Source organism: Crenobacter caeni (assembly GCF_010435965.1).
Classification (GTDB): domain Bacteria; phylum Pseudomonadota; class Gammaproteobacteria; order Burkholderiales; family Chromobacteriaceae; genus Craterilacuibacter; species Craterilacuibacter caeni.
Genome location: NZ_JAAGAA010000001.1, coordinates 119,860 through 143,242 on the forward strand (window position 1 = coordinate 119,860; position 23,383 = coordinate 143,242).

The following is a 23,383-nucleotide window of genomic DNA, read 5'->3' on the forward strand; positions in this document are numbered from 1 at the left end:
GCGTGCAGCCGCCTCAGGCGGCGCATCCGAACCGACCGAGTATCCATCATGATTGAAGCCACGCTCAAAGAGCTGTCTGTCCAGCTTGCCAACAAGGACGTGTCGGCCGTCGAACTGGCCACCGCCTACCTCGCGCGCATCGACGCGCTCAACCCGGCGCTCAACGCGCTGGTCACCCTTGACCGCGAGCGCACGCTCGCCGCCGCCGCCGCCGCCGACGCGCGCCGTGCCGCGGGCGACGCGCACGCGCTGACCGGCGTGCCGCTGGTGCACAAGGACATCTTCTGCCAGCAAGGCTGGAAAACCGGCTGCGGCTCGAAGATGCTCGACAACTTCGTCTCCCCGTACAGCGCGCACGTGGTTGAGCGTTGCGACGCGGCCGGCATGGTGACGCTGGGCCGCGCCAATATGGACGAGTTCGCGATGGGCTCGTCCAACGAAAACTCGTTTCACGGTGCGGTGAAGAACCCGTGGGACACCGCCGCCATCCCCGGCGGCAGCTCGGGCGGCTCGGCCGCCGCGGTCGCCGCGCGCCTGGCGCCGGTCGCCACCGGCACCGACACCGGCGGCTCGATCCGCCAGCCGGCCAGCCACTGCGGCATCACCGGCATCAAGCCGACCTACGGCGTGGTCAGCCGCTTTGGCATGGTCGCCTACGCCAGCTCGCTCGACCAGGGCGGCCCGCTCGCGCAAACGGCAGAAGACTGCGCGCTGATGCTGAACGTGATGGCGGGCTTCGACAAGCGCGACTCGACCAGCGTCGAGCGCGCGGCCGAGGACTACACGCGCGAGCTGGATAAGCCGCTGGCGGGTCTGAAGGTTGGTCTGCCTCGCGAGTACTTCGCCGAGGGGCTCGCGCCGGACGTGGCGCGGGTGATCGAGGGTGCGGTGGCCGAGCTGAAGGCGCAGGGCGCCGAGGTGGTCGAGGTGTCGCTGCCGAACACCCAGCTGTCGATTCCGGCCTACTACGTGATCGCGCCGGCCGAGGCGTCGGCCAACCTCAGCCGCTTCGACGGCGTGCGTTACGGCTACCGGGCACCCGAGTACAAGGACCTGGTCGAGATGTACGAGAAGACCCGTGCGCAGGGCTTCGGCGAAGAGGTCAAGCGCCGCATCATGGTCGGCACCTACGTGCTCAGCCACGGCTACTACGACGCCTACTACCTGAAGGCGCAGAAGATCCGCCGCCTGATCGCCAACGACTTCAAGGCCGCCTTCGAGCGCTGCGACGTGATCCTCGGGCCAGTGGCGCCGACCGCCGCCTTCAATATCGGCGAGAAGTCGGGCGACCCGGTGCAGATGTACCTGTCGGACATCTACACGCTGTCGGTCAACCTCGCCGGCCTGCCGGGCATGAGCGTGCCGGCCGGCTTCGCCGATAACGGCCGCCCGATCGGCCTGCAGATCATCGGCAACTACTTCTCGGAAGCGAAGATGCTGAACGTCGCGCACCGCTTCCAGTGTGCGACCGACTGGCACCGCCGCGCGCCGGCGCTCTAAGGATTGGGTGCCGGCTGCCTGCGGGTGGCCGGCCCGCCAGGATTTAAGGATTCAGATATGAAATGGGAAGTCGTCATCGGTCTTGAGGTGCACGTGCAGCTCAACACCGCGTCCAAGATTTTCTCCGGTTCGAGCACGGCCTTCGGCGCCGAGCCGAATACGCAGGCGTCGGTCGTCGAGCTGGCGTTCCCCGGCGTGCTGCCGGTGCTCAACCGCGCGGTGGTCGACAAGGCGATCCGCCTCGGCTTGGCGCTGAATGCCACCATCAACAAGAAGAACGTGTTCGCGCGCAAGAACTACTTCTACCCGGACCTCCCCAAGGGCTACCAGATCAGCCAGATGGACCTGCCCATCGTCGGGCCGGGCACGCTGACCATCCTGGTCGGTGAAGAAGAGAAGGTGATCCGCGTCACCCGCGCGCATATGGAAGAGGACGCCGGCAAGAGCCTGCACGAAGACTTCCAGGGCATGACCGGCATCGACCTCAACCGCGCCGGCACGCCGCTGCTGGAAGTGGTGTCCGAGCCCGACATGCGCTCGGCCGAGGAAGCGGTCGCCTACGCGCGCGCGCTGCACACGCTGGTGACTTGGCTTGGCATCTGCGACGGCAACATGCAGGAAGGCAGCTTCCGCGTCGACGCCAACGTGTCGGTGCGCCCGTTCGGCCAGGCCGAGTTCGGCACCCGCCGCGAGATCAAGAACCTCAACTCCTTCCGCTTTCTCGAACAGGCGATCAAGTACGAGATCCAGTGGCAGATCGACACGCTGGAAGACGGCGGCCGCATCGAGCAGGCGACCGTGCTGTTCGACCCGGACAGCGGCGAGACCCGCATGATGCGCAGCAAGGAAGACGCGCACGACTACCGCTACTTCCCGGACCCGGACCTGCTGCCGGTGGTGCTGTCCGACGACGACATCGCGCGCGTCGCGGCGACCATGCCCGAGCTGCCCGGCCAGATGAAGGCGCGTTTCGTCGCCGAGTACGGTGTATCCGCCTACGACGCCGCGCTGCTGACCACCAGCCTCGCACACGCCGAGTATTTCGAGCAGGTCGCCCGCGCGACCGGCCAGGGCAAGCTCGCCGCCAACTGGATCAACGGTGAACTGGCCGCGCGCCTGAACCGCGAGGGCCTGGAGCTGGCCGCGTGCCCGATCGACGCCCCGCGTCTGGCCGGTCTGGTGGTGCGCGTCGCCGACGGCACGCTGTCGAACAAGCTCGCCAAGCAGGTGTTCGATGCCCTGTGGGTGGACGCGCTCAGCGCCGACGAAGTGATCGAGCGCGACGGCCTCAAGCAGGTGTCCGACGTGGGTGCGATCGAGAAGATGGTGGAAGAGGCGATCGCCGCCAACCCCAAGGCGGTCGAGGAATTCCGCGCTGGCAAGGAAAAGGCGCTCAACGCGCTGGCCGGCCAGGTGATGAAGGCGTCGAAGGGCAAGGCCAACCCGGCGCAGGTACAGGATATCCTGCGCCAGAAGCTCGCCTGATCCGTTTGTATTGATGTTGTGGCCGGGATGGCGCCAGTCGTCCCGGCTCTGTTGTTTTTACGGTGTTTTTTCCGCGCAGTTCAGCCTCTTCATCCGCTTCCGTTTTTAACTCCCTGATTTGAATCACGATTTGGCAACGCCGCTCTTGCCTAAGTCATTGTCTCAAAAGGTGATTTAGCGCTTGGCGATATTGACCGGGTTGACAGTGTTTATTTATAGTGGCGGCAAGTGGGATAAAGTGGGTGTAAGTGGGGCATTTGCCCGAATTCGCACGGGGGAGTAGGCCGGCTCATGATCGGTGTTAGCGTCCTGTCGATCGACAACAAGGGTCGTCTGGCCATTCCGGCCAGGCACCGCGAGACGCTGCTGTCCGATTTTGGCAACAAGCTGGTGGTGACCCTCGAGTCGACCAAGGCCTTGCTGATCTACCCCGAGCCCAACTGGCGTCCGGTCGAGGAAAAGCTGCTCAGGATGCGCGCCGGTAGCCCGGTGCTGCAGAGCTACCAGCGTCTGGTGCTCGGTCACGCCGAGCAACTGGAAATGGACAGCGCCGGCCGCGTGCTGTTGCCTTCGCGGCTGAGGCAGCTGGTGATGCTGGACAAGGAAGTCGCGCTGGTCGGGATGGGCAACCGTTTCGAGCTGTGGGACGCCGTGAAGTGGGAAGAACAGACGCGCGCAGCGCTGGCGCTCGACCCGGCCGCGCTTGCCGCGGAACTTGGAGATTTTACGTTGTGACCGATGTCCAATTCGAGCACCGCACGGTGCTGCTCGCCGAAGCCGTCGACGCTTTGGCCGTCCGCGCGGACGGCGTGTACGTCGACTGCACGTTCGGCCGTGGCGGTCACAGCCGGTTGATCCTGTCGAAGCTGGGGCCCGCTGGGCGCCTGGTCGCCTTTGACAAGGACCCCGAAGCGATTGCCGAAGGCGAGCGGCTCGCCGCCGCCGACGCGCGCTTCACCATTGTCCACCAGGGCTTCGAGACGCTGGCGCGGGAGTTGTCCGCGCTCGGGATCGAGCGGGTCGACGGCGTGCTGATGGATCTGGGCGTGTCGTCGCCGCAGATCGACGACGGCCGCCGCGGCTTCAGCTTCCGTTTCGACGCGCCGCTGGACATGCGCATGGATACCAGCCGCGGCATGACCGCGGCCGAATGGCTGGCGTCGGCCGACGAGGCCGAAATCAGGGAGGTCATCAAGACTTATGGTGAAGAGCGGTTTGCTCGCAAGATCGCAGCAGCCATTGTTGCGCACCGGGGTGCCGAGCCCCTCGTTACGACGCGTCAGCTCGCCGTCCTCGTTGGGGAAAACGTCCGTACTCGCGAACCAGGCCAGGACCCCGCGACGCGTACCTTTCAGGCCATCCGCATCCATATCAACGGCGAACTCGACGAACTGAAGTCGGTGCTGCCGCAGGCGGTGTCGCTGCTCGCCCAGGGCGGGCGCCTGGCGGTGATCAGCTTCCATTCGCTGGAAGACCGCATCGTCAAGCAGTTCATCCGCGACGCGGCGACCGCCGACAAGCTGCCGTCCTGGGTCGCGGTGCGCGCGGCCGACCTGGCCGAGGCGCCCTTGAAGGCCATCGGCAAGCCGGTGCGCGCGGGCGAGGCGGAACTGGCGGCGAACCCGCGCGCGCGTAGCGCGATCATGCGGATCGCCGAGCGGACGGCCGGCGCGTGGGAGCGCGCCGAGTGAAGATGTTGAACGCCATCTTGCTGGTGGTGCTCGTGTTGTGCGCGATGTCGGTGGTGACCAGCCAGCATATGGCCCGCAAGCTGTACATCGCGCTGGAGAAGGAGCAAAAGCGCACCCGTGCCTACGAGATCGAGCACGGGCAGCTGTTGCTGGAACAAAGCACCTGGGGGGCGCAGGCGGTGATCGAGAAGGTGGCTGCCGACAGGCTCGGCATGCATGCGCCGGTGCCGCGCGAGATCCAGGTGCACGGTGTGGCCGGGGCGCGTCCGTGACCGGCCGCGCCTATTCGCTGCACGGCCGCAGCGTGCCCAAGCCGGCGATGCGCATCGCGTCGGGCCGGGTCACGCTGGTGCTGGGCGGCATCGGCCTCCTGTTTGCGGCGCTGGTGATCCGTGCGCTGTACCTGCAGGTCGCGCAGCAGGACTTCCTGCAGAACCAGGGCGACGCGCGTTTCCGGCGCGTGCTGACGCTGGAGGCGACCCGCGGCGTGATCGCCGACCGCAACGGCGAACCGCTGGCGATCAGCACGCCGGTGCAGACGATCTGGGCGAGTCCGGCCGGCATGGGGCCGGTGAGCAACGAGCAGGTCGGCGCGCTCGCCCGCCTGCTCGAGCTCTCGCCCGAGGAGGTCCGCGCCAAGTTCGCCGACAAGAAGCGCGAGTTCGTCTACCTGAAGCGGCAGGTCAGCCCCGAGCTTGCCGAGCAGGTGATGGCGCTGGGCATCCCGGGGGTGGCCAAGCAGCAGGAGTTCCGCCGCTACTACCCGGCCGGCGAGATGCTGTCGCAGGTGATCGGCTTTACCGGCGTCGACGGCAAGGGGCAGGAAGGGCTGGAGCTTGCGCGCGAGAAGATGCTCTCCGGGCAAAGCGGCAGCCGCGTCGTGCTCAAGGACAGGCGCGGCTACATCGTCGAGGACCTGGCGGCGATCGAGCGCCCGCGCGACGGGCAGACGCTGACGCTGTCGATCGACCGCCGCCTGCAGTACCTGGCGTACCGCGAGGTGAAGGGCGCGGTCGAGGCGAACAAGGCGAAGGCCGGCGCGGCGGTGGTGCTGGACGGCAGGACCGGCGAGATCCTGGCGCTGGCCAACTATCCGTCGTTCAACCCGAACAACCGGATGCAGCTCGAGCCGGAGATGCGCCGCAACCGCGCGGTGATCGACATGTTCGAGCCGGGTTCGACCATGAAGCCGTTCCCGGTGGCGATGGCGCTGGAAAACGGCAAGGCGCGCCCGACCATGCTGATGGACACCAATACCTACCGGATCGGTCCGGCGACGGTGCGCGACACGCACCCCAAGCCCCTGATGACGGTGACCGAGGTGATCCAGAAGTCGAGCAACGTCGGCGCATCCAGGCTGGCGCTGCTGTTCACGCCCGAGCAGATGTGGACGTTTTACGACGCGGCCGGTTTCGGCCGCAACCCGCACGCCGGTTTCCCGGGGGAAGTCGGCGGGCGGCTGCGCGACTGGAAGGGCTGGCGGCCGATCGAGCAGGCGACCATGTCGTTCGGCTACGGGGTGTCGGTCAGCCTGCTGCAGCTGGCGCGCGCGTATACGGTGTTCACCGCCGACGGCAACCTGCTGCCGGTGTCGTTCACCCGCATCTCGGCGCCGCCGCCGGGGCGTCCGGTGATCCGCCCCGACACCGCGCGGCAGATGCGCGAGATGATGACGACGGTGACCCAGGTCGGCGGCACCGGCACCCGCGCGCAGGTGCTCGGCTTCAACGTCGGCGGCAAGTCGGGCACCGCGCGCAAGCTGGTCGGCGGCCGCTACGTCGCAGACAAGCATATCGGCATGTTCGTCGGCTTCGCGCCGGCGACCAGGCCCAGATTGATCGTCGCCGTGATGGTCGACGAACCGAAGGGCGGCAGTTACTACGGCGGCACGGTCGCCGGTCCCGCTTTTTCCGCCATCATGGGCGGCAGTTTGCGGGTGTTGGGCGAGGAGCCGGACAACCCGGCCAACAACACCCTGATTCCGGTCGACCGTTTGCCGGAAGTAAGAGAAGAGACATGAAGAGCATGATGACGCCGCTGCCGGACTGGGATCCGGCAGTACTGACAGCGCAGGGGATAGCATTGACCCGGGTCGAGAGCGACAGCCGTCGCGTGGGCCCGGGCGACGTCTTTTTGGCGTGCCGCGGCGAATACACCGACGGCCGCGACTTTATCGGCGCCGCGCTCGAACGCGGCGCCGCGGCGGTGCTGTGGGACCCGGAAGGCGGCTTCGCGTGGCGCGACGAGTGGGCGGTGCCCAACGCCGCGGTACCGGCGCTGCGCGAGCGCGCCGGCATGGTCGCAGCGCTCTCGCTGGGCTACCCCAGCCGTGCGCTGCACGTGATCGGCATCACCGGCACCAACGGCAAGACGTCGATCTCGCACTGGCTCGCGCAGGCGTACACCCTGTTGCAGCAGAAGGCGGCGCTGATCGGTACCGTCGGCAACGGCTTTTACGGCGAACTGACCGAGACCACCCACACCACGCCCGACCCGGTGACCGTCCAGCAGCGCCTGGCCGAGTACCTGCGCCAGGGCGCGTCGGTCGTCACCATGGAAGTGTCGAGCCACGGCCTCGACCAGTACCGAGTCAACGGCGTCGAATTCGACACCGCGGTGTTCACCAACCTGACGCGCGACCACCTCGACTACCACGGCTCGATGGAGGCGTACGGCGCGGCCAAGGCGCGCCTGTTCCACTGGGAAGGCCTCAAGCACGCGGTGATCAACGCCGACGACGCCTTCGGCCGCGAACTCGCAGCCGGCATCGACCCGGCGCGCACCCGCGTCGTCAGCTACGGCCTTGACGAGGGCGACGTGCGCCCCTTGAGCCTGGTCGCCGACCTGGACGGTCTGTGCATGACGGTTACCACGCCGTGGGGCGAGGGCGAGATCCGCTCGCCGCTGCTCGGCCGCTTCAACGCGTCGAACATGCTCGCCTGCCTCGCCACCCTGTGCGCGGGCGGCGTGCCGCTGGCGGACGCCTGCGCGGTGCTCGGCCGCATCCAGAGCGCACGCGGGCGTATGCAGCGCGTCGGCGGCAGCCACGAGCCGCTGGTCGTCGTCGACTACGCGCACACGCCGGACGCGCTGGAGAAGGCCGCCAGCACGCTCTCCGAGATCCGCCCGGCCGGCTCGCGCCTCTACGTGGTGTTCGGCTGCGGCGGCGACCGCGACCGCGGCAAGCGCCCGATGATGGGCGAGATCGCCGAGCGCATCGCCGATGTGGCCGTCGTCACCAGCGACAACCCGCGCACCGAGGACGCTGAGCGCATCATCGGCGACATCGTCGCCGGCATGCGCGCGCCGGGCCACGTCGAGATCGACCGCGAACAGGCGATCCACTGGGCGGTGGGCCAGGCGCGTGCCGGCGACATCGTGCTGGTGGCCGGCAAGGGCCACGAGGAATACCAGGACGTGATGGGCGTCAAGCACCCGTTCTCCGACATCCGCGTCGCCGAAGACGCGCTGACCGCATGGGGACGCGCGCATGCTGACGCGTAAGGACGCCGCGCTGCTCGCCGGTGGCTCCCTCGTTGGCGAGGACGGGCAAATCCTGCGGGTGGTCACCGACAGCCGCAGCGCCGGCGAGGGCGATTTGTTTGTCGCGCTCAAGGGCGAGCGTTTCGACGCGCACGACTTCGTCGCCGACGTCGTCGCCCGCGGCGCGTGTGCGCTGGTGCGCGACGATTTCGCGCTGGAAGGCGCCGCGTTGATCCGGGTGGACGACACCCGCCTCGCGCTGGGCCGGCTCGCCGCCGGCTGGGCCGCGCGGATGCCGGCGCGCCGCGTCGGCATCACCGGCTCCAACGGCAAGACCACGGTCAAGGAAATGGTCGCCGCGGTGCTGCGGCATGTCGCGGGCAGCGACGCCGTGCTCGCCACCGCCGGCAACTTCAACAACGACATCGGCCTGCCGCTGACCCTGTTGTCCATCCGCCCCGAGCACCGCTACGCCGTGCTCGAGATGGGGATGAACCACGCCGGCGAACTGACTTACCTCGCTTCGCTGGCCCGCCCCGAGACGGCACTGGTCAACAACGCGATGCGCGCGCATATCGGCCACTTCGGCTCGGTCGAGGCGATCGCGCACGCCAAGGCGGAAATCTTCAGCGGGCTATCCGACACCGGCACCGCCATCGTCAACGCCGACGACGCGCACGCCGCGCTGTTCGCTGCTGCCGCAGGCAGCCGCCCGCGGCTGTCCTTCGGTCTGGGCGAGGGCGCCGGCGTGACCGCGCGGAGCGTGGTGCTCGCCGCCGACGCCAGCCGCTTCGTGCTGGTGACTCCGCAGGGCGAAGCTGAAGTCCAGCTTACGGCCGCGGGCGAACACAATGTGCGCAACGCGCTGGCCGCGGCCGCGCTGTGCGTCGCGCTGGGCGTCTCGCCGGCTGAAATTGCCGCGGGCCTCGCCACCTTCGGCGGCGTCAAGGGCCGGCTGCAGCTTACGCAGGCCGCGTGCGGCGCCCGCCTGATCGACGACACCTACAACGCGAACACCGACTCGATGAAGGCGGCGGTACGCGTGCTCGCCGCCTACCCCGCGCCGCGCTTCTTCGTGATGGGCGACATCGGCGAGCTGGGCGAGGGCGCGCCGGCGCTGCACGCCGAGGTCGGCGCGGCAGCCCGCGCAGCGGGCATCGAGCATTTCTACACGCTGGGCGAACTCGCCCGCCACGCGGCGGCGGCGTTCGGCGAGGGCGCAGCATCGTTCGACGACGTCGACGCGCTGTGCACCGAACTAAAAAAGGCGCTGACAAAAGACGCCACCGTCCTGGTCAAGGGTTCGCGGTTCATGCGCATGGAGCGCGTGGTCGCGGCGCTGGCCGGGGCCTGAAACCCGACTCCATACCGAACAAAAAGGGGATAACGTGCTGTTATGGTTGGCTGACTGGCTGGGCGGATATGTCCGGGCCTTCAATGTTTTCAACTACGTGACGCTGCGCGCGGTGATGGCGGCGCTGACTTCGCTCGCCATCGCGCTGTTCCTCGGCCCGTGGGTGATCCGCAAGCTGACCGCGCTCAAGGTCGGCCAGGCGGTGCGCACCGACGGCCCGCAGACCCACCTCGTCAAGTCCGGCACGCCGACCATGGGCGGCACGCTGATCCTGCTTGCGATCGGCATCACCACCTTGCTGTGGGCCGACCTGTCCAACAAGTACGTGTGGCTGTTGCTGGCGGTGACCTTCGGCACCGGCGCGCTCGGCTTCTACGACGACTGGCGCAAGGTCGTCTACAAGGACCCGAAGGGCGTGTCGGCACGCTTCAAGATGGTGTGGCAGTCGACCATCGCCATCGGCGCCGGGGTGTTCCTGATCACCACCGCACAGCTGCCGGCGACCACCACCTTCATCATCCCCTTCTTCAAGCATGTCGCGTACCCGCTGGGCGCGATCGGCTTTTGCGTGCTGACCTACTTCGTGATCGTCGGCACCAGCAACGCGGTCAACCTGACCGACGGCCTGGACGGACTCGCCGCTATGCCGGTGGTGCTGGTCGCAGGCGCCCTGGCGATCTTCGGCTACGTCGCCGGCCACGCGGTGTTCGCCAAGTACCTAGGCCTGCCCTTCGTGCCGGGCGCGCACGAGGTGGTGGTGTTCTGCGCGGCGATCTGCGGCGCCTGCCTGGGCTTTTTGTGGTTCAACGCCTACCCGGCGCAGGTATTCATGGGCGACGTCGGCGCGCTGGCGCTGGGCGCCGCGCTCGGTGCCGTCGCCGTGATCGTGCGCCAGGAAGTGGTGCTGTTCATCATGGGCGGCCTGTTCGTGATGGAGGCGCTGTCGGTGATGATCCAGGTCGCGTCGTTCAAGCTGACCGGCAAGCGCGTGTTCCGCATGGCACCCCTGCACCACCACTACGAACTGAAGGGCTGGAAGGAGACGCAGGTGGTCGTGCGCTTCTGGATCGTCACCATGATGCTGGTGCTCGCCGGCCTCTCCACGCTGAAGCTGAGGTAAGCCCATGTTGCGCGATCGTCACGTCGTCGTCGTCGGCCTGGGGGATTCCGGCCTGTCCGCCGCGCGCCATTGCGCGCGTGCCGGCGCGCGGGTGACCGTCGCCGACAGCCGCGAGGCGCCGCCGCAGCGCGCCGCGCTGGAAGCGGCGCTGCCCGGCGTCGGCCTGCGCCTGGGCGCCTTCTCGGCGGCGACCTTCGCCGACGCCGACCTTATCGTGATGAGCCCCGGCGTCTCCAGCCGCCACCCGGCGATCGCCGCCTACCAGGCGGCCGGCGGCGAGGTGGTGGGCGACGTCGAACTGTGGGCGCGCGCGGTGGCCGGTAGCGGCGCGAAGGTGGTCGCGATCACCGGCTCCAACGGCAAGACCACGGTCACCAGCCTGGTCGGCCACCTGTGCGCGGCCGCCGGCCTCGACACCGTCGTCGCCGGCAATATCGGCCTGCCGGTACTCGACGCGCTGGCCGAGCGGCAGGGCCGCGTGCCGGACATCTGGGTGCTCGAACTCTCCAGCTTCCAGCTGGAGACGACTCTGAGCCTCTCGGCCGACGCGGCCACCGTGCTCAATATTTCCGAGGACCACCTCGACCGCTACCACGACCTGCTCGACTACGCGCACAGCAAGACCGCGGTGTTTGCAGGCCGCGGCGTGCAGGTGCTCAACCGCGACGACGTGTTCTGCCGCGCGATGCGCCGCGAGGGGCGGGCGGTGCGTTGGTTCTCGCTGAAGGACGAAGGCGCCGACTACGCGCTCAAGCAGCATGACGGACGCCACTGGCTGTGCGCGGGCGGCGAGCCGGTACTCGACTTCGCCGACATGCAGCTCACCGGCCTGCACAACGCGGCCAACGCGCTGTCCGCCTTGGCGCTATGCGAAGCGGCGGGCGTGCCGCGCGACGCGCTGCTCTCGGGCCTGACGACCTTCCGCGGCCTCGCCCACCGCGTCGAGAAGGTCGCCGAGGTGGCCGGGGTCACCTATATCGACGATTCCAAAGGTACCAACGTCGGCGCGACCGAGGCCGCGCTGCTCGGCATGACGCAGCCGGTGGTGCTGATCGCCGGCGGCGACGGCAAGGGGCAGGATTTCGCGCCGTTGTCCCCTGCCGTTGCGCGCATCTGCCGCGCGGTGGTGCTGATCGGCCGCGACGCGCCGGCGATCCGTGCGGCGCTCGCCGGCGCCGGCGTCGAGCTGGTTGACGCGCCGACGCTGGAAGACGCGACACGCGAGGCGGCCCTGCGCGCGGTGGCGGGGGACATCGTGCTGTTGTCGCCCGCCTGCGCGAGCCTCGACATGTTCCGCAACTACGCGCACCGCGCCGAAGTGTTCATCGGCGCCGTGGCCGCCCTGCAGGAGACGCGGGGATGATGGCCGCCAGCGCGCGCGACTACGCGCCGATCACCGCGCTCGACGAGGCCCTGCTGTGGGCGGTCGCGCTGTTGCTGTCGGTCAGCGTGGTGATGGTCTACTCGGCGTCGATCACGTACGCCGAGGCCGACGCCGCGACGCAGAGCAAGACCTTCTATCTGCTGCGCCACCTGGTGTTCATCGTCGTCGCGCTGGCGGCGGGCTTCATCACCTTCCAGATCCCGCTGGCGTTCTGGCAGAAGAACGCCAGCAAGTTCTTCATGCTGGCGCTGATATTGCTCGTCCTGGTGCTGATCCCCGGCATCGGCCGCGTGGTCAACGGTTCGCGGCGCTGGATCAACCTGGTGGTGATCAACTTCCAGCCGTCCGAGCTGATGAAGCTCGCGGCGGTGATCTACGTGTCGGACTACACGGTGCGCAAGGTGCTCAAGCTGCACAGCATCAGCGAGGGCTTCCTGCCGATGCTGGCGGTGATGCTGACGGTGTCCGGCCTGCTGCTGCTCGAACCGGACTTCGGCGCGCTGATGGTGGTGATGTCGATCTCGATGGCGATCCTGTTCCTCGCCGGCATCCCGATGCGCATCTTCGGCGGCATGGCGGCGATGGCGGTGGCGGCGGTGGTGTCGATGATCGTGCTCTCGCCGTACCGCTTGAAAAGGGTGCTCGGCTTCCTCGACCCGTGGGACGACCCGTACGGCAAGGGCTACCAGCTGAGCCACAGCCTGATCGCGTTCGGCCGCGGCGAATGGTTCGGCGTGGGGCTGGGCGCCAGCGTCGAGAAGCTGTTCTACCTGCCGGAGGCGCACACCGACTTCATCATGGCGGTGATCGCCGAGGAGTTCGGCTTTGTCGGCATCTGCGTGCTGATCGGCCTGTACGGCTGGATCGTGCGCCGCGCCTTCCATATCGGCATGGAAGCGAAGAAGCTGGAGCGCTACTACGCGTCGCTGGTCGCGCAGGGCATCGGCGTGTGGCTGGGCATCCAGACCTTCTTCAATATCGGCGTGAACATGGGTTTGCTGCCGACCAAGGGGCTGACCCTGCCGCTGATGTCGTTCGGCGGCTCGGCGATGGTGATGAATATGGTCGCGCTCGCGGTGCTGTTGCGGGTCGACTACGAGAACCGGCGCGTGATGCGCGGCTACAAGGTGTAGCCGGGCGCCGCATGATGTAACGAGACAGGAACGGGTAAGGGTAACAGGATGGCAGCAAGGACAGTCATGGTGATGGCCGGCGGCACCGGGGGGCATATCTTCCCGGCGCTGGCCGTCGCGCGTGACCTCGAGGCGCGCGGCTGGAAGGTGGTCTGGCTGGGTGCCGAAGGCGGCATGGAGACGCGGCTGGTGCCGCAGCACGGCTTCGAGATCGAGACGATCCCGATGCGCGGCATGCGCGGCAACGGGCTGCGCCGCTGGCTGAGCCTGCCCTTCATGCTGGCGTCCGCCTTCGCCGGCGCCGCGCGCGTGGTGTTCCGCCACCGCCCGGACGTCGCGGTCGGCTTCGGCGGCTACACCGGCTTCCCCGGCGGGGTGATGGCGCGGCTGTGCCTGAAGCCTCTGGTGATCCACGAACAGAACTCGGTCGCCGGGCTGACCAACCGCCTGCTCTCGCGTGTCGCCTCGCGCACGCTGTTCGCCTTCCCCGGCGCGTTCGCGGGGAAAGACGGCCTGGTCGGCAACCCGGTGCGCGCCGAGATCGCCCATGTGGCGCCGCCGGCCGAACGCTTCGCCGGCCGCAGCGGTCCCTTGCGTGTGCTGGTGGTCGGCGGCTCCCTCGGCGCCAAGGTGTTCAACGACACCGTGCCGGCGGCGCTCGCGCGGCTGCCACAAGACGAGCGCCCGCAGGTGGTCCACCAGGCCGGCGTGAAACAGATCGACGCCTTGCGTGGCAATTACGCGCAAGCCGGGGTCGCGGCCGATTGCCGCGCCTTCATCGACGACATGGCCGCCGAGTACGCGGCGGCCGATCTCGTGCTGTGCCGCGCGGGCGCGCTGACTATCGCCGAACTGGCCGCGGCCGGCGCGGCGAGCGTGCTGGTGCCGTACCCGCACGCGGTCGACGACCACCAGACGGGGAACGCGCGCTTTTTGGCGGATGCCGGCGCCGCGCGCCTGCTGCCGCAGGGCGAACTGAACGCCGAGGCGCTGGCCGCGCTTTTCGCGTCGCTGACGCGCGAAGACTGCCTCAAGATGGCCGAACGCGCGCGCGCCTTGGCGATCGCCGACGCCGCGCACCGCGTGGCCGACGTCTGCGCGGAACTCGCCCGCGACTGAACAAACTGGAAAGAGCTTCATGAAGAACAGGGTCAAACACATCCATTTCGTCGGCATCGGTGGTGTCGGCATGTGCGGCATCGCCGAGGTGCTGCTCAACCTGGGTTACCAAGTGTCGGGCTCCGACATGGCCGACAACGCGGCGACCAAGCGGCTGACCGCGCAGGGCGCGCGCATCTTCTTCGGCCACGACGCGACGTATATGGAAGGCGCCGACGTGGTGGTGACCTCGACCGCGGTCAAGGCGGACAACCCGGAAGTCGCCGCCGCGCGCGCGCGCCACATCCCGGTGATCCCGCGCGCGCTGATGCTTGCCGAGCTGATGCGCTTCAAGCAGGGCATCGCGATCGCCGGCACCCACGGCAAGACGACCACCACCAGCCTGACCGCGTCCATCCTCGGCGCTGCCGGCCTCGACCCGACCTTCGTGATCGGCGGCAAGCTGACCGCAGCCGGCACCAACGCGCGCCTGGGCAGCGGCGAGTACCTGGTCGCCGAGGCCGACGAGTCGGACGCGTCCTTCCTGTACCTGACGCCGGTGATGGCGGTGGTGACCAACATCGACGCCGACCACATGGACACCTACGACCACAGCTTCGACAAGCTCAAGCAGGCTTTCGTCGACTTCCTGGCGCGGCTGCCGTTCTACGGCCGCGCGGTGCTGTGCGTCGACGACGCGCATGTGCGCGAGATCCTGCCGCGGGTGACGCGGCCGGTGACCACCTACGGCATCGACAGCGAGGACGCCGACGTGCGCGCGCTGAACGTGCGCGCCGACGGCACCCGCATGTGCTTCGACGTGTCGGTGAAGGGCGGCGCGGCCTTCCCGGTGGTGCTGAACACGCCGGGACGGCATAACGTGCTCAACGCGCTCTCCGCGATCACCATCGGCCTCGAGTGCGGCGCTTCGGTCGAGGCGATCCAGCAGGGGCTGTCCGAGTTCGCCGGCGTCGGCCGCCGCTTCCAGCGCTACGGCGAACTGCCGGCCGCGGGCGGCGGGCAGTACACGGTGATCGACGACTACGGCCACCATCCGGTCGAGATGGCGGCGACGCTGTCGGCGATCCGCGCAGCCTTCCCCGGCCGGCGCCTGGTGCTGGCGTTCCAGCCGCACCGCTACTCGCGCACCCGCGACCTGTTCGAGGACTTCGCGCACGTGCTCACCGGCGTCGACGCCCTGCTGCTGGCCGAAGTGTACGCGGCGGGCGAGGCGCCCATCGTCGCCGCCGACGGCCGCGCACTGGCGCGCGCGGTGCGGGTGTCCGGCAAGGTCGAGCCGCTGTTCGTCGCAGACATCGCCGACATGCCGCAGACCATCGCGGATTTCGCGCGCGACGGCGACGTGGTCGTCACCATGGGCGCGGGGTCGATCGGCCAGGTGCCGGGCAAGCTGGTGGCCCGCGCCGCGCAGTAATGAGGCTTACGCAGGCGAGCCTGGCCCCTTGAGGGGGCCGCCTGCACAGGACATCCTGCCCACCCGGGCGGGAGACGGATGATTCGGGAAGAGACATGCAGCAGTTTGGCAAGGTAGCAGTAATGATGGGAGGCTCGTCCTCCGAACGGGAAGTTTCGCTGATGAGCGGCGCGGGCGTGCTCGCTGCGCTGCAAAGCCGCGGCGTTGACGCGCACGCGTTCGACCCGGCCGAGCGGCCGTTGTCGGCGCTGAAGGACGAGGGCTTCACGCGGGTGTTCAACATCCTGCACGGCCCGTTCGGCGAGGACGGCACCCTGCAGGGTGCGCTGGAAGCGATGGGCATCCCGTACACCGGGTGCGGCGTGATGGCCTCAGCCATCTGCATGGACAAGTGGCGCACCAAGCTGCTGTGGAAAGGGGCCGGCCTGCCGATCCCGGCGTTCGAGCTGTTGAGCGCGGACAGCGACTTTGCCGCGATCGAGGCGAAGCTGGGCCTGCCGATCTTCGTGAAGCCGGCGACCGAGGGGTCGAGCATCGGCATCACCAAGGTGAAGGAGGCGGGGGCCCTGAAGGCGGCTTACGAGGAAGCCAGCCGCTACGACAACATCGTGCTGGCCGAGCAGTTCATCGGCGGCGGCGAGTATACCTGCGCGGTGATCGGTGACGAGGCGTACCCGACCATCAAGATCGAGCCGGCGACCGAGTATTACGACTACGACGCCAAGTACTTCCGCGACGACACGGTCTACCGTTGTCCGTCGGGGCTGGACGAAGCAACCGAGGCGCGCGCGCGCGCGCTGGCGGTGCAGGCGTTCCGCGTGCTTGGCTGCCGCGGCTGGGCACGCATCGACTTTTTGATGGACGAGGCGGGCGGCATTTACCTCCTGGAGGCGAACACCAACCCGGGGATGACCAGCCACAGCCTGGTGCCGATGGCCGCCCGCGTGCAGGGGCTGTCGTACGAGGATCTGTGCGTGAAGATCCTCGAGTCGGTCCATGTGGGATAACCACAAGCTGCTGGGCGGCGTCGCCAGCGTGCTGCTCTGGGTGTCGGCGCTGCTCTTGGTCTGGGCCGGCGTGTTCTGGCTGATCCATTCGCCGCTATTTCCGGTGAAGAAGATCAGCATCGAGGGACGGATGGAACGGGTGACGCCGGTGCAGTTGCGCTACATCGCCGAGCACGAGTTGCGCGGCACGTTCTTTACGCTGGACATCGACGCGACCCGGCAGGCCTTCGGCAAGTTGCCGTGGGTGAAGGAAGCGCAGGTGAGGCGGCGCTGGCCCGACCAGCTCGACATCGCGGTCAGCGAGCACAAGGCGCTGGCGCGCTGGGGCGAGAACGGGCTGGTGTCGACCGAGGGACAATGGTTCGACGCCGCCAGCGACCAGAGCCTGCCGGTGCTGTCGGGGCCGGCCGGCAGCGAGGCGGAGATGGCGCGGGCGCTGACGCGCTTCAAGGCCATCCTCGCGCCGGCGGGCCTCGCGCCGGTGCGGGTGGGGATGAACGAGCGGCGTGCGTGGCGGATCGGCCTGTCTAACGGCGTCGAGCTCGAACTGGGGCGCAGCGACGTGGACGCGAGGCTCGCGCGTTTCGCGAAGAGCTGGACGACGACGCTCTCGGCGTTGCCGTACCGGATCGAGACGGTCGATCTGCGTTACCCGAACGGATACGCCGTGCGGATGCCTGACTACAAGGCGCCGCCGGCACAATAGGACAGATAGCAGTCTTTTTGGAGCTTACAGGTGAGCAAACCCAAGGAAAGCAAGACCATGCTGGTCGGCCTCGATATCGGCACCTCGAAGATCGTCGCGATCGTCGCCGAGGTGCTCGACGAGGGCCGGCTCAACATCATCGGCATGGGGCAGACGGCGTCCAAAGGGCTGAAAAAGGGCATGGTGGTCAATATCGAATCCACCGTGCAGGCCATCCAGCGTGCGCTGGAAGAGGCCCAGCTGATGGCCGACTGCAAGATCCACGAGGTGTACACCGGCATTGCCGGCAGCCACATCAAGAGCGTGAACTCGCACGGCATGGTCGCGATCAAGGACCGCGAGGTCACGCAGATGGACATCGACCGCGTGATCGAGACCGCGCGCGCGGTGACCATCCCGCCGGACCACCAGGTGCTGCATATCCTGACCCAGGAATACAGCATCGACGGCCAGGACGGCGTGCGCGAGCCGCTGGGGATGAGCGGCGTGCGCTTGGAAGCGCGCGTGCACATCGTCACCGGCGCCGTGTCCGCCGCGCAGAACGTCGCCAAGTGCGTGCGCCGCTGCGGGCTGGAGGTGTCCGACCTGGTGCTGCAGCCGATGGCGTCGGCGATCGCCGTGCTGTCCGAGGACGAGAAGGACCTCGGCGTGTGCCTGATCGACATCGGCGGCGGCACCACCGACATCGCCGTCTACAGCAACGGTGCGATCCGCCACACCGCGGTGATCCCGATCGCCGGCGACCAGATCACCAACGACATTGCGATGGCGCTGCGCACCCCGACCAAGGAGGCCGAGGACATCAAGATCCACCACGGCGTCTGCCTGGTCGGCATGGCCGACCCCTCGCAGATGATCGAGGTGCCGGGTGTCGGCGAGCGCGGCCCGCGCCAGATGGCGCGCTCGACGCTGGCCGAGGTGATCGAGCCGCGCGTCGAGGAGCTGTTCCAGCTGGTGCAGCAGGAGCTGCGCCGTTCGGGCTTCGAGGACATGCTCTCGTCGGGCATCGTGCTCACCGGCGGTGCCAGCTTGATGCCGGGCATGGTCGAGCTGGCCGAGGAGGTGTTCCACATGCCGGTGCGCGTCGGCGTGCCCAAGTACGTGGGCGGCCTGTCCGAGGTGGTGAAGAACCCGCGCTTCTCGACCGGTGTCGGCCTGCTGTTGTACGGCAAGGAGCAGGCGATGCTCACGCGCGGCCCGATCAAGCTGGAAAACGCCGGGGTCGGCCAGTTGTTTGGCAGGATGAGGGCCTGGTTCGCCAACAGTTTCTGAGGCGGGCCGGCAGGTTTTGTACGCTCATTTTTTACGAGGAGAGGAATATGAGCTCGATGGTTTTTGAAGTGATGCAGGAGTCGGCGACCGACGCTGTCATCAAGGTGATCGGTGTCGGCGGCGGTGGCTGCAACGCGATCGACAACATGATCGACGGCAAGGTCAACGGCGTCGAGTTCATCTGCGCGAATACCGACGCGCAGACGCTCAAGCGCAACCGCGCGCCGCAGAAGCTGCAGCTGGGCCTGAGCCTGACCAAGGGCCTGGGTGCCGGCGCCAACCCGGAAGTCGGCCGCAGCGCCGCGCTGGAAGACCGCGAGCGCATCGCCGAGATGCTCAAGGGCGCCAATATGGTGTTCGTCACTGCCGGCATGGGCGGCGGCACCGGCACCGGCGCCGCGCCGGTGGTCGCCGAAGTCGCGCGCGAGCTGGGCATCCTGACCGTGGGCGTGGTCACCCGTCCGTTCGAGCACGAGGGCCGCCGCATCAAGGTCGCGCAGCAGGGCATCGAAGACCTGAAGAAGCACGTCGACTCGCTGATCGTGATCCCGAACGACAAGCTGATGGAAGTGCTGGGCGAGGACGTGACCATGCGCGAGGCGTTCCGCGCGGCGGACGACGTGCTCAAGGGCGCGGTCGCCGGCATCGCCGAAGTGATCACCTGCCCGGGCTTCATCAACGTCGACTTCGCCGACGTGCGCACCGTGATGGGCGAGATGGGCCTGGCGATGATGGGTTCCTCGTTCGCGTCCGGCCTCGACCGCGCGCGCATCGCCGCCGAACAGGCGGTGGCCAGCCCGCTGCTCGACAACATCACGCTGGACGGCGCACGCGGCGTGCTGATCAACATCTCGACCGCGCCGGGCTGCCTGAAGATGAGCGAGTACAAGGAGATCATGGCCATCGTCCGCCAGTACGCCGACGAGGACGCACAGGTCAAGTTCGGTACCGCCGAAGTCGACGACATGCCGGAAGACATGATCCGCGTCACGCTGATCGCGACCGGCCTCGGCCAGAAGAAGGCACAGCGCGAGGAGCGCCCGGAATACATCAAGATCGTGAAGACCGGCACCGACGACTTCGCGTTCCAGCAGGAAGAAGACCCGCTCGCCAGCGTCGGCAGCCGCCGCCGCCGTACGCCGGTGGCGGGCGACTTCTCCAACCCGGAATTCGGCGAGAGCTACGATATCCCGGCGTTCCTGCGTCGCCAGGCCGACTGATAGCGGCAGGCTATAGGAACGGGTGGAAGGTTCAATTTAGCCGGCGTCGGTCGCCGTGCTAGAATCCGCCCGTCCCAACCTGCCAGCAGAGGCCAACGATGATCCTGCAAAGAACGCTCGGCCAGCCGATCAGCGCCACCGGCGTCGGTCTGCACTCCGGCGAACGGGTAAGGCTTGCCCTTTATCCGGCGCCGGCCGATAGCGGGATCGTCTTCCGTCGCACCGACCTGCAACCCGCAGTCGACGTGCGCGCGGAGCCCTCGCTCGTCAACGACACGCGCCTCTCCTCGACGCTGGTGACCGACGCCGGCGTGCGTGTCGGGACGATCGAGCACCTGATGTCCGCCTTCGCCGGGCTGGGCATCGACAACCTGCTCATCGAAGTGACCGCGGCGGAAATCCCGATCATGGACGGGTCCGCCGCGCCCTTCATCTACCTGCTGCAGACGGCCGGCATCGCAGATCAGGACAAGCCCAAGCGCTTCATCCGGGTCAGGGAGCCGGTCGAGGTGGTCGAAGGCGACAAATGGGTGCGCCTCGACCCGCACGACGGCTTCACCGTCGAGCTGTCGATCGAGTTCAACCACCCCGCGTTCAACCGCGCGCCGCAGAAGGTGAAGATAGACTTCGCCGACCACTCCTACGTCGACGAGATCTCGCGCGCGCGCACCTTCGGCTTCATGCACGAAGTCGAATACATGAAGAGCCAGGGGCTGGGGCTGGGCGGCAACCTCGGCAACGCGATCGTGATCGACGACGAGTACGTGCTCAACCCGGAAGGCCTGCGCTTTCCCGACGAATTCGTCCGCCACAAGATCCTCGACGCGATCGGCGATCTCTATATCGTCGGCCACCCGCTGATCGCCGCCTTCTCCGGCCACAAGTCCGGCCACGCGATGAACAACGCGCTGCTTCGCAAGCTGCTCGCCACGCCGTCGGCGTGGGAGTACGTGAGCTTCAAGGACCCGCTCGACGTCCCCTCCAGCTTCCACCGCCTGCCCGAGGTGCTTTGATGCTGTGGCTTTTGCGCCTGTGGGTCGCCGGTTTGATGCTGGTGTTCTGCTGGGCGCTGGTCAGCTACGCCATCCGCCGCGACGCGGCGACCCTCGCGCGCGCCCGTGCGCTGTGGCGCGGCTCGCTGATGGCCGGCGGCGCGCTGGTGGCGCTGTGGCTTGCCCTGCGCCTGTTGCGCTGACGTCTCCCCGAATCCTGCCTTAGCCGGCGGCCTGTGGCCGGGGCTCGGCGCGCGCGCGCGAGTCACCCGCCGCGCACAGCACGCCGGCGATGATCAGCGCGCCGCCGATGAGTTGCGAGGCGCCCATCGGCTCGCCGAGCAGGGCGGCGGCGAACAGCAGGGTGAACAGCGGCTCGCTGGTCGACAACAGCGACGCGCGGCTGGCGCCGACCCTCGCCATGCCGGCGAGGAACAGCGCGGTCGCGACGACGGTGGAGATGAGCGCGAGCAGCAACACCCCCGCCCAGCCGGCCGCGCCCTGCGGCAGGGTCAGCGAGCCCGAGGCTAGCAGCAGCGCGCCGTTGCTCACGGCGCCGGCACACATCACCACGGTGGTCGCCGCCAGCGGGTGCACCCGCCACGCGTAGCGCCCGCCGACCACCACGTACACCGAATAGAACAGCGCCGAGCCGACGCCGAGCGCGAGCCCCATCGCGTCGCCGCCGTAGCCGGCACCGACCGTTACCGCGAGGCCGGCGAGCGACAACAGCAAGGCGGCGATGCGGCGGCGGCTCAGCGCTTCGCCGAACAGGAGCGCCGAGATCGCCAGTACCAGCGCCGGGTACAGGTAGAGCAGCAGCGAGACGGTGCCGGCGGGGACGGTTCTGAGTGCGCCGAAGAAGCACAGCGACATGCCGGTGTAGCCGACGGCGCCCATCGCGGCGAGCGCGATCAGGGTGCGCCCGCGGGGCCACGCCAGGCGGGTCGTGCGCATCCACAGCACCAGCATCAGCGCGGCGAGCGTGAAGCGCAGGAAGACCATGCCGGCGCTGTCGACGCCGGCGTCGCGCGCGAGGCGGGCAAACACCGGGATGGCGCCGTAGCAGGCGCCGGCGAGGATGACGGCGAGGGTGCCGGCAAGCGAGGGGGGCATGGTCGGGACCGCGGGCAAAGCGTCCATGCTAGCCCGACTCATGCCAAAAGTATATCTGCGGGTCAGCCCTGCTTGATGAACTCGGCGACGGTCGCCTCGACGGAGCGCCGTGGGGTGCCGCCGTCGCACAGCCGCTCGCGCAGCGCCTGGCGTACGCCGTCTTCGGCGCGGATCGGCCGCCATACCGGCTTGGCCGATTCGATCCAGCGCTGGCCGATGGTATCGCCAAACGCGTAGCTGCGCAGCGTGCGGTCGGCGCAGCGCATGCCTTCACGGCTGATATTGGCGACGCCGCCGGGGGAGAGCACGCGCAGCGTGTAGCGCACCACGCCGTCCGCGCCGATCTCGAGCGCGGTGGCGTCGACCGACAGCCGGTTGCGCTCGGTGTTGCCGGCGGTGAAGTCGACCCAGTTGGGCGACGCCGGGTACGCCGGCAGCGCGTTTGCCTGTTCGGCCCACGGCGTCTCGTCGTCGAAGGCGTTGGCGGTCGCGCGCTTGAAGTGGGCGTCGGCACCGCCGGCGAAGGCGCCGGCAGAGGCGAGCGCCAGCAGGCTGGGAAGCAGTCTTCTAAACACTGGAAGTCCTCGGGATCGGTTCGAGATTGAGTCGGAATTCGCGCAGCTGGCCGCGGCCGCCGCCCGGCGTGCGGGCAAGTTCGCTGAGTGCGACCCGGCCGCCGGCACCGACGCTGAGCAGGGTCGACGCGCGGGTGCCGTAGTCGTAGCCGGCGATCAGCACCGGCGCGAGCAGCTTCTCGCGGGCGAGGCCGACGCCGGTATTCGGCAATTCGGCGATCGGCGGCACGCTGCGGTCGGACAGCCACTCGAACGCCTCGGCGGCGGCGGGCGGCCGGGCCGCGGCGGACAGGTGAGCGGCGAGCTGCCGGCATTTGGGCCACGGCGTGTCCAGCGTCGCGTTGGAAAGGGTGTGCACGCCGGGGGTGAGCCTGGCGAGTGTGCCGCGCACGCTGTGGAAGTGGTAGAGGTCGCCGATATCGCCGAACAGCAGGTTGAACGGCGCGTAGTCGGCATGTTCGGCGCTGAGCTGCCGTGCGAAGACCTGCGCGTCGTCGCGCCCCTCGACGAAGCGGCGTACCAGCTCGCCGCGCGAGCGCGCGCCGGATTGGCGCTGCCCCTCGCGCACGTTGGTGACCGCGGCGAAGCGGCCGTGGCGGCTGATCGCGAGCCAGCTGCCGCCGCCCTCGAGGTCGCGCCCGCCGAGCACGTCGGGTGCGTCGTCCCACCAGGCGAGCGGAGCGCTGGCACGGGCGTGCAGTTCGTCACGGTTGGCAACGAGCACCAGCGGGCCGAGGCGGGGGGTCTTGTAGGCGAGGGCGATCACACACATGGGCGTGCGCATAAGGCGTAAAATGACGGCCCATTGTAAC

22 protein-coding genes are annotated in these 23,383 nt (G+C 68.5%); 19 read left to right on the forward strand and 3 right to left on the reverse strand.

Annotated elements, in window-relative coordinates; all coding sequences use genetic code 11:
- Positions 1-48 precede the first annotated feature (48 nt).
- The 19 genes from gatA (at position 49) to GZH52_RS00665 (ending at position 21,083) form a co-directional block, all read left to right on the forward strand.
- Positions 49-1,500, forward strand: coding sequence for an Asp-tRNA(Asn)/Glu-tRNA(Gln) amidotransferase subunit GatA (gene gatA / locus GZH52_RS00575; RefSeq protein WP_163314610.1), 1,452 nt, complete (start codon positions 49-51; stop codon positions 1,498-1,500).
- Between the two features lie 57 nt (positions 1,501-1,557).
- Positions 1,558-2,985 carry an Asp-tRNA(Asn)/Glu-tRNA(Gln) amidotransferase subunit GatB gene (gene gatB, locus GZH52_RS00580; protein WP_163314611.1) on the forward strand — a complete coding sequence of 476 codons (1,428 nt, stop codon included), beginning with the start codon at positions 1,558-1,560 and terminating at the stop codon, positions 2,983-2,985.
- 291 nt (positions 2,986-3,276) lie between these two features.
- Complete coding sequence (gene mraZ, locus GZH52_RS00585) at positions 3,277-3,720, forward strand: division/cell wall cluster transcriptional repressor MraZ (RefSeq protein WP_163314612.1); 444 nt, start codon at positions 3,277-3,279, stop codon at positions 3,718-3,720.
- The gene (gene rsmH, locus GZH52_RS00590) at positions 3,717-4,676 is read left to right on the forward strand and encodes a 16S rRNA (cytosine(1402)-N(4))-methyltransferase RsmH (RefSeq protein WP_163314613.1); all 960 of its coding nucleotides are present in this window, start codon (positions 3,717-3,719) and stop codon (positions 4,674-4,676) included. The genes mraZ and rsmH overlap by 4 nt, the downstream gene beginning before the upstream one ends.
- Positions 4,677-4,678: 2 nt before the next feature.
- Positions 4,679-4,948 (forward strand): cell division protein FtsL, encoded by a 270-nt coding sequence (gene ftsL / locus GZH52_RS00595; RefSeq protein ID WP_203525541.1) that lies wholly within the window; start codon positions 4,679-4,681, stop codon positions 4,946-4,948.
- A gap of 47 nt (positions 4,949-4,995) precedes the next feature.
- Positions 4,996-6,696 (forward strand): peptidoglycan D,D-transpeptidase FtsI family protein, encoded by a 1,701-nt coding sequence (locus tag GZH52_RS00600; protein ID WP_163314832.1) that lies wholly within the window; start codon positions 4,996-4,998, stop codon positions 6,694-6,696.
- On the forward strand, positions 6,693-8,180 hold the full coding sequence (locus GZH52_RS00605; protein WP_163314615.1) for a UDP-N-acetylmuramoyl-L-alanyl-D-glutamate--2,6-diaminopimelate ligase: 1,488 nt from the start codon (positions 6,693-6,695) through the stop codon (positions 8,178-8,180). Before GZH52_RS00600 ends, GZH52_RS00605 begins: the two co-directional genes overlap by 4 nt.
- Positions 8,167-9,513, forward strand: a complete 1,347-nt coding sequence (locus GZH52_RS00610; protein WP_163314616.1) for a UDP-N-acetylmuramoyl-tripeptide--D-alanyl-D-alanine ligase — start codon at positions 8,167-8,169, stop codon at positions 9,511-9,513. The genes GZH52_RS00605 and GZH52_RS00610 overlap by 14 nt, the downstream gene beginning before the upstream one ends.
- Positions 9,514-9,547: 34 nt before the next feature.
- Positions 9,548-10,633 carry a phospho-N-acetylmuramoyl-pentapeptide-transferase gene (mraY, locus tag GZH52_RS00615; RefSeq protein ID WP_163314617.1) on the forward strand — a complete coding sequence of 362 codons (1,086 nt, stop codon included), beginning with the start codon at positions 9,548-9,550 and terminating at the stop codon, positions 10,631-10,633.
- A 4-nt stretch (positions 10,634-10,637) separates the two neighbouring features.
- A complete protein-coding gene (gene murD, locus GZH52_RS00620) occupies positions 10,638-11,996 on the forward strand; it encodes a UDP-N-acetylmuramoyl-L-alanine--D-glutamate ligase (protein ID WP_163314618.1) in 1,359 nt (452 codons plus the stop codon).
- Positions 11,993-13,150: a putative lipid II flippase FtsW gene (gene ftsW, locus GZH52_RS00625; protein ID WP_163314619.1), complete on the forward strand. Its 1,158-nt coding sequence runs from the start codon at positions 11,993-11,995 to the stop codon at positions 13,148-13,150. The genes murD and ftsW overlap by 4 nt, the downstream gene beginning before the upstream one ends.
- 48 nt (positions 13,151-13,198) lie before the next feature.
- The gene (gene murG, locus GZH52_RS00630) at positions 13,199-14,269 is read left to right on the forward strand and encodes an undecaprenyldiphospho-muramoylpentapeptide beta-N-acetylglucosaminyltransferase (protein ID WP_203525543.1); all 1,071 of its coding nucleotides are present in this window, start codon (positions 13,199-13,201) and stop codon (positions 14,267-14,269) included.
- A 19-nt stretch (positions 14,270-14,288) separates the two neighbouring features.
- The gene (murC, locus tag GZH52_RS00635) at positions 14,289-15,683 is read left to right on the forward strand and encodes a UDP-N-acetylmuramate--L-alanine ligase (protein WP_163314620.1); all 1,395 of its coding nucleotides are present in this window, start codon (positions 14,289-14,291) and stop codon (positions 15,681-15,683) included.
- A gap of 95 nt (positions 15,684-15,778) precedes the next feature.
- Positions 15,779-16,690 (forward strand): D-alanine--D-alanine ligase, encoded by a 912-nt coding sequence (locus GZH52_RS00640; RefSeq protein ID WP_163314621.1) that lies wholly within the window; start codon positions 15,779-15,781, stop codon positions 16,688-16,690.
- Positions 16,680-17,396 (forward strand): cell division protein FtsQ/DivIB, encoded by a 717-nt coding sequence (locus GZH52_RS00645; RefSeq protein WP_163314622.1) that lies wholly within the window; start codon positions 16,680-16,682, stop codon positions 17,394-17,396. Before GZH52_RS00640 ends, GZH52_RS00645 begins: the two co-directional genes overlap by 11 nt.
- Positions 17,397-17,453: 57 nt before the next feature.
- The gene (gene ftsA, locus GZH52_RS00650; protein WP_203525577.1) at positions 17,454-18,668 is read left to right on the forward strand and encodes a cell division protein FtsA; all 1,215 of its coding nucleotides are present in this window, start codon (positions 17,454-17,456) and stop codon (positions 18,666-18,668) included.
- Between the two features lie 47 nt (positions 18,669-18,715).
- Entirely contained in the window at positions 18,716-19,888 is a 1,173-nt protein-coding gene (gene ftsZ / locus GZH52_RS00655) for a cell division protein FtsZ (protein ID WP_163314623.1), read from the forward strand.
- A gap of 101 nt (positions 19,889-19,989) precedes the next feature.
- Positions 19,990-20,901 carry a UDP-3-O-acyl-N-acetylglucosamine deacetylase gene (gene lpxC, locus GZH52_RS00660; RefSeq protein ID WP_349290628.1) on the forward strand — a complete coding sequence of 304 codons (912 nt, stop codon included), beginning with the start codon at positions 19,990-19,992 and terminating at the stop codon, positions 20,899-20,901.
- Entirely contained in the window at positions 20,901-21,083 is a 183-nt protein-coding gene (locus GZH52_RS00665) for a hypothetical protein (protein ID WP_163314625.1), read from the forward strand. Before lpxC ends, GZH52_RS00665 begins: the two co-directional genes overlap by 1 nt.
- A gap of 19 nt (positions 21,084-21,102) precedes the next feature.
- On the opposite strand, the gene GZH52_RS00670 is transcribed toward GZH52_RS00665, so the two are convergent.
- Genes GZH52_RS00670 through GZH52_RS00680 form a run of 3 tightly spaced genes read right to left on the reverse strand, consistent with a single transcriptional unit; the run spans position 21,103 to position 23,343 of the window.
- Positions 21,103-22,023, reverse strand: a complete 921-nt coding sequence (locus tag GZH52_RS00670) for a DMT family transporter (RefSeq protein ID WP_239057959.1) — start codon at positions 22,021-22,023, stop codon at positions 21,103-21,105.
- 35 nt (positions 22,024-22,058) lie between these two features.
- Positions 22,059-22,571 (reverse strand): CNP1-like family protein, encoded by a 513-nt coding sequence (locus GZH52_RS00675; protein ID WP_163314626.1) that lies wholly within the window; start codon positions 22,569-22,571, stop codon positions 22,059-22,061.
- Positions 22,564-23,343: an NRDE family protein gene (locus tag GZH52_RS00680; protein WP_163314627.1), complete on the reverse strand. Its 780-nt coding sequence runs from the start codon at positions 23,341-23,343 to the stop codon at positions 22,564-22,566. The genes GZH52_RS00675 and GZH52_RS00680 overlap by 8 nt, the downstream gene beginning before the upstream one ends.
- Positions 23,344-23,383: the final 40 nt, after the last annotated feature.

Bases quoted from the DNA above. Each gene is read 5' to 3' on its own strand.
- gatA (WP_163314610.1), top strand. From the start codon at position 49: ATGATTGAAGCCACGCTCAAAGAGCTGTCTGTCCAGCTTGCCAACAAG.
- gatB (WP_163314611.1), top strand. From the start codon at position 1,558: ATGAAATGGGAAGTCGTCATCGGTCTTGAGGTGCACGTGCAGCTCAAC.
- mraZ (WP_163314612.1), top strand. From the start codon at position 3,277: ATGATCGGTGTTAGCGTCCTGTCGATCGACAACAAGGGTCGTCTGGCC.
- ftsL (WP_203525541.1), top strand. From the start codon at position 4,679: ATGTTGAACGCCATCTTGCTGGTGGTGCTCGTGTTGTGCGCGATGTCG.
- GZH52_RS00600 (WP_163314832.1), top strand. From the start codon at position 4,996: ATGCGCATCGCGTCGGGCCGGGTCACGCTGGTGCTGGGCGGCATCGGC.
- GZH52_RS00605 (WP_163314615.1), top strand. From the start codon at position 6,693: ATGAAGAGCATGATGACGCCGCTGCCGGACTGGGATCCGGCAGTACTG.
- GZH52_RS00610 (WP_163314616.1), top strand. From the start codon at position 8,167: ATGCTGACGCGTAAGGACGCCGCGCTGCTCGCCGGTGGCTCCCTCGTT.
- murD (WP_163314618.1), top strand. From the start codon at position 10,638: ATGTTGCGCGATCGTCACGTCGTCGTCGTCGGCCTGGGGGATTCCGGC.
- ftsW (WP_163314619.1), top strand. From the start codon at position 11,993: ATGATGGCCGCCAGCGCGCGCGACTACGCGCCGATCACCGCGCTCGAC.
- murG (WP_203525543.1), top strand. From the start codon at position 13,199: ATGGCAGCAAGGACAGTCATGGTGATGGCCGGCGGCACCGGGGGGCAT.
- murC (WP_163314620.1), top strand. From the start codon at position 14,289: ATGAAGAACAGGGTCAAACACATCCATTTCGTCGGCATCGGTGGTGTC.
- GZH52_RS00640 (WP_163314621.1), top strand. From the start codon at position 15,779: ATGCAGCAGTTTGGCAAGGTAGCAGTAATGATGGGAGGCTCGTCCTCC.
- GZH52_RS00645 (WP_163314622.1), top strand. From the start codon at position 16,680: ATGTGGGATAACCACAAGCTGCTGGGCGGCGTCGCCAGCGTGCTGCTC.
- ftsA (WP_203525577.1), top strand. From the start codon at position 17,454: ATGCTGGTCGGCCTCGATATCGGCACCTCGAAGATCGTCGCGATCGTC.
- ftsZ (WP_163314623.1), top strand. From the start codon at position 18,716: ATGAGCTCGATGGTTTTTGAAGTGATGCAGGAGTCGGCGACCGACGCT.
- GZH52_RS00665 (WP_163314625.1), top strand. From the start codon at position 20,901: ATGCTGTGGCTTTTGCGCCTGTGGGTCGCCGGTTTGATGCTGGTGTTC.
- GZH52_RS00670 (WP_239057959.1), bottom strand. From the start codon at position 22,023: ATGGACGCTTTGCCCGCGGTCCCGACCATGCCCCCCTCGCTTGCCGGC.
- GZH52_RS00680 (WP_163314627.1), bottom strand. From the start codon at position 23,343: ATGTGTGTGATCGCCCTCGCCTACAAGACCCCCCGCCTCGGCCCGCTG.